The sequence below is a fragment of the Hahella ganghwensis DSM 17046 genome, assembly GCF_000376785.1.
Classification (GTDB): Bacteria; Pseudomonadota; Gammaproteobacteria; order Pseudomonadales; family Oleiphilaceae; genus Hahella; species Hahella ganghwensis.
The window spans coordinates 1-15,251 of the sequence record NZ_AQXX01000111.1 but is presented as its reverse complement, the minus strand read 5'-3'; the positions used below and the strand labels follow the sequence as shown (position 1 = coordinate 15,251).

The 15,251-nt window shown below is 50.3% G+C and carries 12 protein-coding genes; 8 read left to right on the top strand and 4 right to left on the bottom strand.

Going from position 1 to position 15,251, the window contains the following annotated elements:
* Window positions 1-19: 19 nt before the first annotated feature.
* Both F566_RS0112515 and F566_RS0112510 read right to left on the bottom strand, forming a co-directional pair.
* The gene (locus tag F566_RS0112515; protein ID WP_020407330.1) at window positions 20-1,417 is read right to left on the bottom strand and encodes a sigma-54-dependent transcriptional regulator; all 1,398 of its coding nucleotides are present in this window, start codon (window positions 1,415-1,417) and stop codon (window positions 20-22) included.
* A gap of 66 nt (window positions 1,418-1,483) precedes the next feature.
* A complete protein-coding gene (locus F566_RS0112510) occupies window positions 1,484-3,388 on the bottom strand; it encodes a sensor histidine kinase (RefSeq protein ID WP_020407329.1) in 1,905 nt (634 codons plus the stop codon).
* A 412-nt stretch (window positions 3,389-3,800) separates the two neighbouring features.
* On the opposite strand from F566_RS0112510, the gene F566_RS0112505 reads away from it, so the two are divergent.
* Window positions 3,801-4,106 carry an Lpp/OprI family alanine-zipper lipoprotein gene (locus F566_RS0112505; protein WP_020407328.1) on the top strand — a complete coding sequence of 102 codons (306 nt, stop codon included), beginning with the start codon at window positions 3,801-3,803 and terminating at the stop codon, window positions 4,104-4,106.
* Between the two features lie 56 nt (window positions 4,107-4,162).
* On the opposite strand, the gene F566_RS0112500 is transcribed toward F566_RS0112505, so the two are convergent.
* Window positions 4,163-5,284, bottom strand: a complete 1,122-nt coding sequence (locus tag F566_RS0112500) for a L,D-transpeptidase family protein (RefSeq protein ID WP_245555238.1) — start codon at window positions 5,282-5,284, stop codon at window positions 4,163-4,165.
* A 135-nt stretch (window positions 5,285-5,419) separates the two neighbouring features.
* On the opposite strand from F566_RS0112500, the gene F566_RS0112495 reads away from it, so the two are divergent.
* The 6 genes from F566_RS0112495 to F566_RS0112475 all read left to right on the top strand — a co-directional run bounded on the left by F566_RS0112495 (window position 5,420) and on the right by F566_RS0112475 (window position 14,636).
* A complete protein-coding gene (locus F566_RS0112495) occupies window positions 5,420-6,361 on the top strand; it encodes an NADP-dependent oxidoreductase (RefSeq protein WP_020407326.1) in 942 nt (313 codons plus the stop codon).
* A 250-nt stretch (window positions 6,362-6,611) separates the two neighbouring features.
* The gene (locus tag F566_RS0112490) at window positions 6,612-8,213 is read left to right on the top strand and encodes a di-heme-cytochrome C peroxidase (protein ID WP_157496760.1); all 1,602 of its coding nucleotides are present in this window, start codon (window positions 6,612-6,614) and stop codon (window positions 8,211-8,213) included.
* A 25-nt stretch (window positions 8,214-8,238) separates the two neighbouring features.
* Window positions 8,239-8,529, top strand: coding sequence for a hypothetical protein (locus F566_RS37720; RefSeq protein ID WP_020407324.1), 291 nt, complete (start codon window positions 8,239-8,241; stop codon window positions 8,527-8,529).
* 3 nt (window positions 8,530-8,532) lie between these two features.
* Window positions 8,533-10,554: a di-heme-cytochrome C peroxidase gene (locus F566_RS34850; protein WP_342662545.1), complete on the top strand. Its 2,022-nt coding sequence runs from the start codon at window positions 8,533-8,535 to the stop codon at window positions 10,552-10,554.
* Window positions 10,551-12,698 carry a hypothetical protein gene (locus F566_RS0112480; RefSeq protein ID WP_020407322.1) on the top strand — a complete coding sequence of 716 codons (2,148 nt, stop codon included), beginning with the start codon at window positions 10,551-10,553 and terminating at the stop codon, window positions 12,696-12,698. The genes F566_RS34850 and F566_RS0112480 overlap by 4 nt, the downstream gene beginning before the upstream one ends.
* Window positions 12,699-12,821: 123 nt before the next feature.
* Window positions 12,822-14,636, top strand: a complete 1,815-nt coding sequence (locus F566_RS0112475; protein ID WP_020407321.1) for a sensor domain-containing diguanylate cyclase — start codon at window positions 12,822-12,824, stop codon at window positions 14,634-14,636.
* Window positions 14,637-14,704: 68 nt separating this feature from the next.
* On the opposite strand, the gene F566_RS37330 is transcribed toward F566_RS0112475, so the two are convergent.
* The gene (locus tag F566_RS37330; RefSeq protein WP_020407320.1) at window positions 14,705-14,953 is read right to left on the bottom strand and encodes a fructosamine kinase family protein; all 249 of its coding nucleotides are present in this window, start codon (window positions 14,951-14,953) and stop codon (window positions 14,705-14,707) included.
* 105 nt (window positions 14,954-15,058) lie between these two features.
* Between F566_RS37330 and F566_RS37325 the strand changes: the two genes are divergently transcribed.
* On the top strand, window positions 15,059-15,251 hold a 193-nt coding region (locus tag F566_RS37325), incomplete at its 3' end, for a transposase (RefSeq protein WP_020407319.1).

Genomic DNA, 15,251 nt, shown 5'->3' with positions numbered 1-15,251 from the left:
TCATTACAACCGGCCTCTGTCAGTCCTCACGGTATTCCTGACGATTGATACCATACTTTTTCAGCTTGTCGTAAAGCGTTTTACGAGGCAGCCCCAGAGACAGCATGGTATTTTTAATACTTCCGTGATTTGTCGCCAGAGATTCCCTGATCAGGGTTTCCTCGTAAAATTCCACTTTTTCCGACAAAGTCTGCCGACTCTGGATTTCCTGATCGGTCAACATCTGCTCCATTTCAAAAGAGCATTCCTCCCCCATGATGACATAACGCTCCGCCAGGTTTCTCAACTCCCGTACATTACCCGGCCAGTCATGGGTCAACAACTTATGGCGGTGCTCGACACTGATGGGCACCGTCTCACGCTGGTAACGGGCAGCCGCAATCAGGGCAAAGTGTTCAAATAATAAGGGGACATCGTCCAGACGTTCTCTCAACGGCGGAATTTCCACTGCAACTGTATTCAACCGGTAATAGAGATCTGAGCGAAATTCACTATGATCAGACATATCCTTCAGACTGACCTTGGTAGCTGCAATGACGCGGATATCCAAAGGAATCAGTTGATTTGATCCCAGGCGTTCGACCTTACGCTCTTCCAACACCCGAAGAATCTTGACCTGTAGGGTCAGCGGCATACTTTCTATTTCATCCAGAAACAATGTACCGCCGTTAGCATGTTCAAACTTGCCAATACGTTTTTTGTCGGCACCCGTAAAAGCGCCGGCTTCATGACCGAATAACTCACTTTCAATCAGATTCTCCGGCACCGCACCGCAGTTGATGGCCACAAAGTTACCGTTTCGACGATTACTGTGTTCGTGGAGGTATCGGGCGACCAGTTCCTTACCGACTCCGGTTTCTCCAATCAACAGAATATCAGCAGGAGTATTCATGATCTGAGTAAGCACACGTCTGAGTCTTTGGACAGACTGGGTGCGACCGAGAATTCTGGGTCCGGGGAGGTTCTGTTCCTGTAATTCCCGCTTCAGGTCCCGGTTCTCCATGGTCAGTGCCCTTTTCTCAAGACCCCGCTTGACCGTATCCAGTAATCGTTCGTTACTGAAGGGCTTCTCGATAAAGTCATATGCACCGGTCCGCATAGCGGAAACTGCCATGGAAATATCACCATGCCCGGTTATCAGAATGACCGGTATATCCCGGTCCACCTGATGCACCCGCTCCATCAATTCCAGACCGTTGATCCCCGGCATATTGATATCGGACACAATGATGCCATTCCAGTCATTGGTCATTTGCTCCAGAGCGCTCCTGGCATTATAGAATCCTCTGGCCTGGATCGATTCCAGCTCCAGGGTCTGACACAGTGAATTGGCAACATGACGGTCGTCGTCAATCACCAACACCTGCATATTGCTCAGCAGGTCTGAATAATCATTCTGGCTTTCAGTTTCTGGCAATGGAGTTCACCACTTTCTCATTCTTGATTAAAAACGTGTTTCTATGCTGTTCACGCAACATATAATCTACTTGTCTATCGATAGACCAGACGCTGACTCTGCCGGCATTTCAGGTTCATTCTGGACCTCCGCCTTGCGCAGGGAAATGATAAACACCGCGCCCCCCCCAACGGCGTTGCGGGCTGTCAGGCTTCCTCCCATCGACTCAGCAATCCTGTGTGATATTGACAGGCCAAGACCCAGCCCCTGAGACTGGGTCTTGGTGGTAAAAAAGGGTTCAAACAAATGTGACAGCGCTTCTTCCGATATCCCCGGGCCACTGTCCTGAACCTGTATACGAACATGGTCCCGGTGCTCCGTCACGTCGACATTCAGACGTCGCTCAGAATTATCCGCTGACGCTTCTGCAATAGCCTGGACACCGTTAGTGATCAGATTAATAAGTACTTGCTCCAGTCTTACCATATCTGCCAAGACAAACACATCCTGGTCTTCCGTATTCATCACTAGATCTATTTGATGACGCCGAATTTCTGACTCTGTAATTTTCAGGGCGGCAGATATGCAGGCGCCAACATGAATAGCTCCCACGGACTCCGCTTCCTTACGGGAAAATACTTTCAACTGCCCGATGATGCTGGCCATATGGTCAATCAGTTGCACAATTTCCTGCAAATTCATCTGGGCTTTATCGTGCAATTGCCGATCAATAAACGCTTGGGCGTTCTGTGCGTAGCTGCGCAGTGCCGTTAGTGGCTGGTTCAGCTCGTGATTGATACTCGCCGACAACTGCCCCAACAATGCCAGTTTAGCCGCTTGCACTAACTCTTCCTGGGTCTGCTTGAGGGCTGACTCGGTTCTTTTGCGTTCGGCCACTTCATTCTGAAGGCGAATATTGGCTTCAGAAAGATCTTTGGTACGGTGCTCAACTCTGGCTTCCAGTTGCTCCTGAGCATGTCGCATCGCTCTTTCCCGACGATAGCGCTCCATAAGCAGCATTGCCAGCAACACAATGACCAGGAACATGGACAAACTCATCAGAAGCACGTTACTGACTTCCTGCTTTACCCTGTCCAGTGGCATTAGCAATTTCACCTGCCACCCAGCCTCCGGCATATCGGCTTCACGCTCAAGATAAACCTTTGTTGCATTTGGATCAGTTCCCACAGTGACAAACTTGGCTCCAGTTGCCAGCAGTTTGGTCGGATTTTCCGCTTCTTCATACTGAATCGGCTGCAGCGCTGTATCGGAATAGCGGCGCTCAACGTTCAATATTATCTGCTCATTCTGCGAAATTGGCCTGGTGTAGCGAAATCGCCATTCAGCTCGTGTTGAAATAAATACCACACCAAACTGGTCGGTCACCATGACTTCAAAGGTATTCTGTCCCCAAGGGCTTGCCCATTGCTGCTCGACATCCGACAGACTGATTTTCACAACCACAACACCTACAATGACGTCATCGTCCGAGACAGGGAAAGAAAAATAAAAGCCCCGGATATCGGAGGTGGTACCCAATGCGAAATAACGACCGGGACGCCCTTCCATGGCATCACGAAAGTAGGGCCTATATCGGAAATTGTTCCCGACAAATGATTTCACACTGCGCCAGTTATTGGCGGCAATAGTGGTGCCCTCGGAATTCATCAGGTAAACATCGGAAGATTTTCCGATCTGATTGATAGATTCCAGGTAGCGATTGGTTTCATCGATAATTTGCGGATTAGTGGGATCCTGCAATGCCTGCTGCAGGCGAGGATCAATTGCCAGAATATGTGGCAGCGAATCATATTCCGCCAGTATCGCCTGTAAACCGGCAACCGCTCGACGCAACTCATAGCCTGCATCCCGATCCAGGTCCGCCACGGCAGATCTGTGCGCCCAGTCCCTGGCCAGGATACTGATAACGACCGCCAATCCCATGACAATCAGCATCAAAATAATATTATGTCGATATCGGGTGACTGACAAAACAGCGGTACCTCGGTTTATTATTATGGCGGGCAGTAGGGGACTACTTGGCAAACCTCTTACGGCCTTGCCGTGTATTATGCCACCGATATTCAAAAGCTGCCTGTTTATCCTCGGATGAAGCGAAATACCGGAGTATTTTACTCTGATATTTTCCGGTCAACTCACGGCAGACCGCGTAGATTGATCGTGACAACAGGTTCGGTAAATTATCTTTTCTTGCGCTTCAACCCCTATTACACTGGCACAACACAGTGACGCCGTCGTGTAAGCCATCTAAACTGGCAATGATAAAAAGAACGGCACTCGGCTGTTGAAACCGGATTGAATTAAGCTGTTTCACCGGTGGTCATCAACAAGAGGCTCCAATACTACGACTTGAACAAATTAATCCACACTTAAGGGGATACAAATGAAGAAAATCTTAGTTTTAGGATCTGTCATTGCACTGGCCTCCGGTTGTGCCAGCATGTCTGAGCAAGATCGCCAGGCTCTGGATGACGCCACCCGTACTGCCAACCAGGCAGAACAAGCTGTCTCCAACGCACAAAACACTGCCGACACAGCCCTGAGCACAGCCAACTCTGCACAGTCTCGTGCAGATGCTGCATACGCAAAAGCAGAAGAAGCTTTGGCCGCTGCACTGGCGGCGCAAAAAGCAGCAGAGGAAGCAAACGAACGTGCTCGCAGAATGCTGCAGAAAGCCAGCAGCAAATAATTTTTGTGACAAATCTGATTCGGATAATTGTGTAACCGGCGCGCCTACCGCGCCGACTATTGCGCAGCCGCCAGGGATGGTGACTTCTGAATCATGACGCCAACAACGGAAGGGATTCCGGTGTTCTGCCGGATCATTCTTTCAATAGCTTCAGCGTCCAGATCATAACGTGATGCGGGTATATTCAGCCGTGTCAGTGCGTTGATGAAATACCGCTTTCGCTGCGTAATGCTGTCGCCTTCTTCTGCATGAATCTCTGCCCACATCTGATCCCCATTGATCGCCAGCTTGACCGGCTGCTTGATTATTCTGACAGGGGTATTCTTAGCCGTGATGGAAACCAGTTCCTCGATGTCCCAGTTATAAAGTCGAATACATCCGTGACTGACTCTCATTCCTATGCCAACACCTTTGTTAGTCCCGTGAATCAGATAACCGTTAGAGTCCAGCAACAGAGCAAAAGGGCCCAGAGGATTATCGGGACCGGCAGGGATAGAAGCCGGCAACACTTCTCCATACTCCTTTAACCGTTGTTTGCGCACAGACTCCGGCGGATACCAGGTGGGCTTCTCCAACCCCATTTTCACAGTGGTATCCATCTCGGGTGTCGGGAAATCGACCGTTCCGATTCCAATAGGATAGGAAATCACCTTTTTCTTTTCTGGCGAAAAATAGTAAAGGCGATATTCGGGAAGGTTAATGACAATACCTTCTGGGGGAGTATCCGGCAGCAAAAACTTTCCTGGCAGGACAATTTTGTCTCCAGCGACAGGCAACCATGCATCAACCTCTGGATTAGCCTGGATCAATTCATTGAATCCGAAGTTATATTCCTCACCAAGATCGACAAAAGTATATTCCCGTTTGGCAATCAGGACCTTTTCCTCACCGATAATGGACTGCCCTTTTTGCCAAGGATACTCTGCTGCATCGGCAATAGTCACAAAGGACATGGACACCGCCAGGAGGAGGCTCAATCTCCTGATAACAATGTTTTTCATCGCATTTAACATATTGAATGTACTTTCTACTGAGCTTTCTTTCACCTTAGGTACCGGGTTCCCTGTCAGGATGGGGCTCCGGTTGGCTAATTCATAATCTTTCTGCATTTTCAGGCAGGACGCCGCATAGTGCAATCCTTTCTGTCCCCCACGTAATACGCGACATTGACTCGCCATGGAGAGCTTAATCCGAAAAGGTTATACTTCGCCTCTTTCCATTTTAATTCACCTTGCGGGTTATTTACCGGGCGGCAATACCGGAAAGGGCCTGGCAGGCAATCAATAAAAATTACAGACTAAGACAGGTACGCCATGAAACAGATCCAGATAACCGAATTCGGAGCCCCTGACGTACTTCAGAGTATCGAGGCCGAGATTCCCGAACCGCAATCTCATCAGGTGGTTATCAAGGTCGACGCCATCGGCATTAATCCCATCGATTATAAAACCCGCCGCGGCCTTGGATTTGTCGCAGAGAAAGCCAAATCCAGACTACCCTGGACACCCGGTTACGATGTTTCAGGTGAAATCTACAGTAAAGGTTCAGCCGTCACCGGCTGGGAAGTCGGACAGCGTGTTTGCGGCATGGTGAATTTTCCACTGCCCGCAGGTGCCTACAGTGAATACGTTGTGGCTATACCCGAGATACTGGCTTCCGTACCCGATTCAGTTAACAGTGAAATGGCAGCGGCACTGCCTCTGGCCGGTTTAACTGCCTGGCAAGGGCTTTATGAAACCGGCAACCTGTGTTCTGGGCAAAGAGTCGCCGTACTCGCAGCGGCCGGAGGCGTCGGACATATTGCAGCACAGCTGGCTCGCCATAACGGTGCCCAGGTTTGGGGTACCGCTTCAACTTCACACCATGATTTTCTTGAAGAGCTGGGAATCAAACCCGTGGATTATCACAATGAGAAATCGCTTTCTCAGCTCAAAGATATGGATCTGGTGTTTGATGCTGTGGGTGGCGAGACGGGCCTGCAGGCACTGGATTTTCTCGCCACTGGAGGCACGTTGGTTACTTTGCCGACGATTACCGCAGAACAAATCGTCCAGGCGGCCAAGGAGCAGGGTAAACACGCGAGGGGTTACACGGTCCACCCTGACGCCAAGCAATTACAAACGCTTCTTGATTACGTGGCCGACAAACAACTGATCATCAATATCCAGAAACGCTACCCTCTGGCTGATGCTGCACAGGCTCATGCTCAACTGGAAAAAGGTCACACCCGTGGCAAGATTATTCTGACAGTCTAATCCTGGCCCATTCTGCCAATACCATCTCGCCTGACTTCTGTCGGTAGCCCAATACACGGGCTGCCGCAGCCCTCTCCTCAATAATACTTTTTATCACCTTGTAAACTGAAAAAAATCAGATATCTACTATAGTTACTCCATCGGAAACCTTTCCTTATTTTAATAATTATTTCTGTATCGATGGATCATACGAATGTTGGCAGTGTATAAAAGGTGCTTAACGGTCGCTATTGGCGGCTTATTGTTTGGAATGACAACTGGTTGCGAGGATACTCAAGGATCAATACCTTCTCCACCTGATACGTCCATGATCACCCTGGAGCAGGGGTGGAGCCAACAAACCCGCGACACTATGCATTATCTGGGATTCGGCTCGAAAATGATTCCCTATGACTGGTTTCTTCACCTTGAGCAGGCCGAAAGCTCTGCCCTGATAAGAAATGATGCGTTCATGACCGGGCTTGGATTTATCCCGTCGAAGTCAACACCTCAGAATCCCGATGCCCTTCCTGTAGGCTTCAGTAAAGCAATTGATGAACATGGGACAGCCTGGGTTGGGTTAACCTGCACGGCATGTCACACCAGCAGTTTCTCTTACCAAAACCAAGAGGTTATTATTGACGGCGGTGCCGCGATGATTGACTTCCCCACCTTTGAAAGCAATGTTATTAATGCGTTGGAAGCTGTCGTTAAACAACCTGAAAAGCTGAAGAGCTTTACGGCTAAGGTAATGGGCGGCCCTTCAGATGGCAAAGCGCAAGAGAAGACGCTGAAAAGTGTTCAAGAGAGACTCAGCTTTCTGAAAAAACGCCAGAAAATGAACCACTCAGATACCCCCTATGGACATGGCAGACTGGACGCGTTTGGCCAGATATTCAATACCGTGGCGGTACAATTACTCGGTATTCCTGAGAATGCACGCCCCGCTGACGCCCCGGTAAGCTACCCGTTTTTATGGAACGCGCCTCATCTGGACCTGGTGCAATGGAACGGTTCCGCTCCAAACACCGCTCCTGGGCCACTCATACAAAACGTGACAACGGCGTTAGCCGTATTTGGCAGTGCCGACGTTAAAAACCACTCCGGCATCGCCGGTTACCCAAGCTCTGTGGATTTCCACGCATTAGGAACTTTGCAGGAAAAGTTCTACGAACTTAAACCACCTGAATGGCCAACAGGGATATTAGGCAAGCTTGATGACAGTAAAGTTTCCCAGGGGGAAAAGTTATACCAGGAAAACTGCCAGTCTTGCCATCGACTCAGCCAGCGCGATGCGAAGGATCAACAGCTCAAGGTGACTCTGGTCCCGCTGACTGAAATTGGTACGGACCCTAGAATGGCAGAGAACTTTATCAATGCGACAGCCAAAACGGGGGCCTTTGAAGGACGTAAGCAACTTATCTTTGTCGGTCCTACCTTTGGTACCAATGCCAGCACGATCGATCTGGTCATCAACACCGCGATAGGCGCCTCGCTTCGCCATCCGATTGATTCTGCCGTTGACTCCATCAAGGATTATCACAAGGTGTTCAGTGCCAACGCCAATCCGAAGCCGGATTACTACAAAGCCCGGCCACTCAGTGGCATCTGGGCCACTGCGCCTTACCTTCACAATGGCTCCGTTCCCACTTTGTACGATCTGTTACTACCGCCGGCACAACGCCCGACGAGCTTCCACGTCGGAAACCGGGAGCTGGACATCAACAAGGTTGGATTCAAAACCTCACCCAGCGAAAACAGCAGCCTGTTTGACACCACGCTGGCAGGTAATCACAACCATGGACACATTTACGGTACCGATCTGACCGAACCCCAGCGCTATGCCCTGATCGAGTATCTGAAGAGTATTTAATAACAATATCAAACCGAGGTTATCTATGAACTCCCGAGGAATTGGAGGCCAACTCTGGTCCTGGATCGGAAAAGGACTGAAGTGGCTGCTCATTCTGACACTGGTCCTGCTCCTGGCTGCCTGCATCACTTTTGCCTGGTATGTGTTATGGCCGATTTCCACTATTCCCCCACAAGAAAATTATGACGAACTGGTTTATCTGGACCAGGGCTGGGGCGAAACCAGGGAATCCGAATCCCGCCAGACCTATTACTACACCCCACAGGGTACATCAATGCCTCAAGGTGCATCAGAAGGGGCAATTCGCTACGCCTGATTCATCAATCTGAGACTACCCTTTTCCGATCTGCGTTTTGCAGACCCGGACCATATGCGGCGATACCGTTTCCTGGTTGACAGTGCTCCGACCCAAAGCAATCCGGACCAATTGCCTGTCGGCTTTACCAAACACTATGATCCCAATACCGGGGACAACGTCCTGGATGTGACCTGTGCGGCCTGCCATAACGGTCAGTTGAGTTACACCAAAGACGGTAAGACCTATGCAATACGCATAGACGGCGGCCAGGCCATGCATGCCATCAGCGATACCACCCGAGGTGCTTTTGCCCCGATGCTGATTGCCTCGCTGGTTTACACGGCGGTCAACCCGTTCAAGTTTGATGAATTTGCCAAAGGGGTGTTGGGTGGCCGCTATCCGGACGGTAAATCCAATCTGCGCAGCCAGTTATGGACCTCCATCAAACAGTTTGTCACCAGTCCCCAGAATAACCCGTTGAAACACCTGTATCCGGTGGTAGAGGGTTACGGGCGGACTGATGCTCTGGGACGTATCGGCAATACTGTCTTTGGCGACCACTTGGTGTCATCCAACTATCAGGTTGGAGCCGCACCGGTTAGCTACCCCTATGTCTGGAATATCTGGAAGTTCGACTGGGTTCAGTACAACGGTTCAGTGGCACAGCCTTTGGCACGTAACATCGGTGAAGCACTGGGAGTAGGGGCCAGAATTCCACTGTTAAATGACACCGGAGGTCCATTACCTCCAGAGGAACGCTTCCGCAGCTCTGTCAGGATTGCGGATTTACAGAAAATTGAACATACCCTGCAGACCTTGCAGGCTCCCAAATGGCCTGAAGATCTTTTTGGAAAAGTTGACCAGTCTCTGGCCACACAAGGCGAACAACTGTTCATGAAGAACTGCCGGGGCTGTCACGGCCCTCACCCGGCCAACGCTGCACAACAAAAATCACTTGCACCATTGAAGCCCGGTCCAGAGGTGGAGTGGAAAATCGAAGTGATCCCCGTTTCACATATTGGTACGGATGAATCTACGGCCAAGGGATTCCTTGAACGTCGCTATGACCTCTCACGTACCGGTGTCACCAATGAAGATATTGGTAATACTTTGCGTCCCTTGCTTTATCGCCAGTTAATCCGAGAGGTGCGTTATCGCCTGACAGAAGTGATCGACATTCGGCAGGCCCAGGGGCTGAATACCGGCGATCTGGCAAACCTGCTGGATCAGTATCCTGAACAATCTCCAGTCGTGGAATTGCCAACAGCACTCTTTACCTCAATCAAAAGCGAGCTATCGCAGTTAGTTTCTCCTTTACCGAATATTCCAGATGCGCGAACCGCTCCATCAGATTCCTATCGCTGCAATTTAACCTGCCAGACGATCGCACTGCTTTGGAACATCGAGCATGGGCAGGAGTATGCAGAAATTCAGATGGACGCTCTCAACGTGAAACAACTGACTGAAGGGGAAGCGCTGAATATAGTCGGTCTTATGATCAAAAACCGGTTTTATGCAGACTTCAACGTCGATTTTGACGAACAGCAGTGCCTGGAGGGGTTCGGAACGCTGGATCTGCCACAGCAGGTTCTGGGCTATAAACCACGCCCTCTGGAAGGAGGGTGGTCCACACCACCGTTTCTGCATAACGGATCCGTCCCCTCTATTTACCAATTACTGTCACCGCCCGAAACCCGAAGCTCGATGTTTCTCCTGGGACAACGCGACTATGATCCGGTCAATCTGGGCTATACGTTAATTACCCGGGAGACCGAGGGAGTCAGTAAGGAAGGCTTCTGGATGGATACCAGTATCGAAGGGAACCTCAATACCGGGCATGCCTTTGCGGCAGATCCAGATATCTGGGCTCAGCACAAGCAATCTCCGAAGGAACACCCTTTGCCCCAAGGCGTTATCGGACCGGTTCTGACCCACGATGAAAGAATGGCGATCCTGGAATATCTGAAAGTTCACCAGGACACACCCGCGACACCCGCAGATTATCAGCCACCGGAGTGCCAACTACTGGGGAAAACACTATGAGCAATGCCAACAGGGACCAGGCAACAGATCATGATGAACCGCTGTACACCACCAATTTTGAAGATGTCCAGAAACAGGAACTGAAGTGGATATCCAAAAGACGGGCTGCTGCCGGGGTTGATCAACCTGATGCCCCCCTGGTTGGCCTGGGCTTTTCAGGCGGCGGTATTCGTTCCGCCACCTTTAACCTGGGAATTTTGCAGGCACTTTCGCGCCGGGAACTGCTGACTCAGGTGGATTACCTGTCTTCTGTCTCCGGAGGCGGATATATCTCATCTTGCTACACCTGGCTACGATCCCAGATTCCAGTCAGTCGACATAAGGACCTGGGATCAACCCCCCTTAAAAATGGCCATGGTAATGTTCTGGACTGGCTGCGTGCTCACGGCAGCTATCTGATCAACGGTACTGGCTACTCCGGCTGGACGCTGGGAGCCGCCATACTGGCCGGGACACTATTGAATCTGTTTGTGCTACTGCCGATCATACTCGGTGTGTTGGCCGTCGCCAGCGAAGACTGGATTACCATGAACTGGCCTCTCTGGCTTCACCTGCCTGGCGCTCACGCCATAGAGGGCCATGATGGCTTTATGTTATTGCTGATTGCGGGACAGATTGGACTGATTCTCTTTGTCCTCAGTCTGTTTCTGTTTGCTCTCACCACCACCTCTCAGCTACGCAGTATGGTGCCGGAAAACACAGTTCGAATCTGGATGGGGAGACTGCTGGCAAGCGGTGTGATTGCCACAGCTCTGGGACTGCTACCCGTATTCACCGGCGCCGAGGAGATGGTCTTGCACTATTTTGACCATCAGGGAATGGCACTGATTACCAAGCACAGCACTTATCTGATCCCTCTTATCAGCGGTCTTATTTCGATCAGACTGGCACGCAAAAGAGCCGGTTCCAATACCGGAAATACTCTGGCGGTTCTTGGATTATCACTGCTGTGCTATGGGATGCTGACCGCGCTCTATCATATTTGCGCCAATACCGAGTGGATGGAGAGCAAAGCTTTTTTCACCTGGTTCAGCCTGTCCATCATACTGGCGCTAATCTGCAATATTAATGGCCTGTCTCTGCATAGCTACTATCGGGGCAGACTGACGGACGCCTATATGCCGGAAATATCAGTGCCTGAAATGAGTTCCCCCGAAACCAGCACGCCAATTCCGGCAAAGTTTCTATTGACCGATATCAGGCCGGAGAATGGCGGTCCTCTCCATATAGTGAACACAACGTTAAATACCACCAGTTCAAAACATGAGAAATTACGCACCCGCAACGGAGCCTCCCTGTTTCTCAGTCCACTTTACTGCGGCTCAACGGCCACCGGATACAGGCATACCAGTGATTACCTTGAGGGTAGAATGACGCTGTCCAATGCATTTTCCATTTCCGGTGCAGCAATTGATCCAAATACTTATGTCACCAACTCCCGAGCGATCAGCATACTGATGGTGCTGATCAACGCCCGTCTCGGATTCTGGACTCGTAATCCCAAAGCACTCCAACAACGTCGCTGGCTGCCGGAATGGTACCGGTTCATGTTTCGTGAAATGCTTGGGATTGGACTTTCAGAAACCGAAGCTGATATTCATCTTTCCGACGGCGGGCATTTTGACAATTTGGGCCTTTATGAGCTGATCAGACGTCGTTGCCAATACATCATCATTTCAGATGCCAGTGCCGATCCGGACACGACCCTGAGCGACTTGGGGCGCACGATACAGCGTGTCCAGGCAGACTTCGGCGCCGACGTGAAACTGGACATACGTCCGATCACCGAAGTGGACGACAAAGGACGGCACAAAAAACCTTTTGCGCTAGGGGAAGTCACTTATCAGGACAAAACCAAAGCGCAGCTTTTGTACATCAAGGCAGTAATCAGTGATTACCCCAGCGCGAATGTGTATTCATACTGGCGAGCCAATCCCAGCTTCCCGGATCAATCCACCGTTGATCAGTTTTTTGACGAAATGCAGTTTGACAGTTATCGCAGACTGGGACTGGACATACTGACCTCCTTGACGCCTTCAGACACTCATTCAATTGCCGAACTGTTTTCACATCTATCCGGATATGGCCAGAATGAAGAACATAAAGAGGATTTATTGACTGACATCGTAAAAGAGACCGTCTAAACTTAGACCAATAGGTCTAGAAGGATAAGCCTTGAATAGCTGAGTCAGCTCGGTGGAGCAGGATTTCCATAACTGTCAGCGAACATCCATGCCTGAATCCGAATAATTAGCCCGGCACCTAACATGATCGATGTTGTGACATTCAAGACTTCCCCCTGTCTCTCCCGATCTGGAATACTAAAAGCCCTGTTTCAAGTACTGGTGTTCCTTTGCCTAGGCGTTCAGGGGGCAGTCGCCGCCAATCCGGATCAACAGGCAGCACCTCACCCTGTTTTACTTACCTCAGAACTGACAGAAATATCACTGGCCAGCCATCTCAGTCTATTGGAAGACACAACGGGAGAGCTGACGATAGAGGATGTTCTCGAGCCAGCCAATGATCAGCGCTTCATTGCCAGTGGCGACGAGTCACCTAACTTCGGTTTCACAACCTCAGCATTCTGGATCAAGCTGAAGGTCATTAATCCCTATCCAGAGACCGTCGACATTATCCTGAGGCAGGACTACCCCCTTATCGACTATCTGGATTTCTGGTCTCAAGACAAAGAGGGCAACTGGAATCAGATAGCCACCGGAGACCGTGTTGAGTTCGATCAGCGCCCGGTTGATCACCGGGTTTTCCTGTTTCCTGTCGAAGTCCCTCCAGACAGCCAGCAAACCTACTATTTTAGATACCAGACTCAAGGCTCTTTGAACATCGGGTTATTTGCCCATTCACCACTGGATCTGATGAACCTGATTGCCGGAGAATATCTGGCCTTGGGAATTTATTATGGTGGCTTCATCGTTCTGACCATCTACAACCTCATCATGTTCCTGACGGTGAGGGAACGCACTTTCGCCCACTATCTGCTGTATGTGGTGAGCTACGGGCTCTATATGGCCGTCCACAATGGTCTGAGTTTCCAGTATCTGTGGCCTGATAATACCTGGATGGCCAATCATAGCCTGTTGATACTCCTCTCCCTTTCCCTGATGGGCGGGCTCCAATTCACCCGATCGATACTGATTTCAAGGGTCGCTTCCCCCAGGCTGGATCGTATTGCCTACTATTTACAAATTCTCAGTCTGGTTTGCATGGTGGCTTCCCCAATTGTCAGCTATCACACCATGATCGTTCCTTTGGCGGTGCTGACACTAGTCATCGCCATCCATATATTTGCCATGGCCGTCATCGCGTTAATGAAGGGATCAGGAGCCTCCCGTTATTATATGGTGGCCTTCTCATCTCTGCTGATTGGTGTGGTGATATATATGCTGAAAACCTTTGGCATACTTCCCCACAACGCTTTTACTCAGAATGCCTTCCAACTTGGGTCATTGATTGAAATGGTGTTGCTGAGCCTGGCCGTCGCCAGCCGCCTGAATGAGTTCAAGCGCAAAACCTACAAAGATGCGCTCACCCAACTCTACAACCGGCGTTACTTCGACGATCAGATCAATATCGAGTTCGACCGCGCACGACAGCACGAACAACCCCTCTCCATGGTGGTGATCGATATTGATCACTTTAAACGCTTTAATGATACCTACGGTCATGCCCAGGGAGACAGTGCTCTGAAGACAGTGGCAGGAATACTTAACGCCACGGTTCGCAAGCCTAATATCCCCTGTCGGTATGGTGGCGAAGAATTTGTGTTGATACTCCCGCAAACCTCCCAACATGAAGTATCAGTCCTGGCTGAAAGGATTCGCCGCAGGGTGGAAAGAAACACGCATGGCAGCCTGAATCTGACAGTCAGCCTGGGTTACGCAACTCTGGAAAATGATAATTTCAATAGTGCCAATGACCTGTTTGTCGCCGCCGATTTTGCCTTGTATACCGCCAAGGAAAGCGGCAGAAACTGTGTTATGGATTTCAATCAGTGCGAATCCAAACGATCAAGTGAATGCCAGCATCATCAACAACCGGAAAAACCTGTTCAGGCGGCCCCCTGAGATTCTTTTTAGAATGCACCAGAATACCTGATGACAAGAGCACCAGATTGTAATACGAAGAAGCACATTCAGGATGGTTCAGCGGAGAATCGCCGCAAAACATTGCGGACTTGGGATAAATAGCCACCACCGAAGAGGTTAAGGTGGTTTAACAGATGATACAGGTTATAAAGCGGTAGCCTCTCCTGCCACCCCGACTCCAGAGGCCAGGCTTCTTCATAGGCCTGATAGAATCTCTCAGGAAATCCACCAAACAGTGCCGTCATACCCAGCTCTGCCTCACGCCATCCATAATACAAGGCAGGATCAATCAACACTGGTTCGCCCCCCGGGCCTATATGCGTAAGCGTCCGGTAACCCCATCTTGAGCGCGCTACCAACTGACTGGATAGTGTCCACTTATTTTTTAGTGGACACTTGTTATGATTGTCATAAGCGCACCTCGCTCCTCCAGAAAACGTCGCCAATATTCCGCAGAATTTAAAGCTAAGATTATTGCTGCCTGCCAACAGCCGGGGGTCTCTGTTTCTGCCATCGCTCTGGATAACGGGCTCAATGCCAATCTGGTTCGACGCTGGATCAGCGACGCGAAGAAACTCGGCTCTACCACGTCGG

Coding starts and splice junctions, on each gene's coding strand:
- F566_RS0112505 (WP_020407328.1), top strand. CDS start 3,801: ATGAAGAAAATCTTAGTTTTAGGATCTGTCATTGCACTGGCCTCCGGT.
- F566_RS0112500 (WP_245555238.1), bottom strand. CDS start 5,284: ATGGCGAGTCAATGTCGCGTATTACGTGGGGGACAGAAAGGATTGCAC.
- F566_RS0112495 (WP_020407326.1), top strand. CDS start 5,420: ATGAAACAGATCCAGATAACCGAATTCGGAGCCCCTGACGTACTTCAG.
- F566_RS0112490 (WP_157496760.1), top strand. CDS start 6,612: ATGACAACTGGTTGCGAGGATACTCAAGGATCAATACCTTCTCCACCT.
- F566_RS37720 (WP_020407324.1), top strand. CDS start 8,239: ATGAACTCCCGAGGAATTGGAGGCCAACTCTGGTCCTGGATCGGAAAA.
- F566_RS0112480 (WP_020407322.1), top strand. CDS start 10,551: ATGAGCAATGCCAACAGGGACCAGGCAACAGATCATGATGAACCGCTG.
- F566_RS0112475 (WP_020407321.1), top strand. CDS start 12,822: ATGATCGATGTTGTGACATTCAAGACTTCCCCCTGTCTCTCCCGATCT.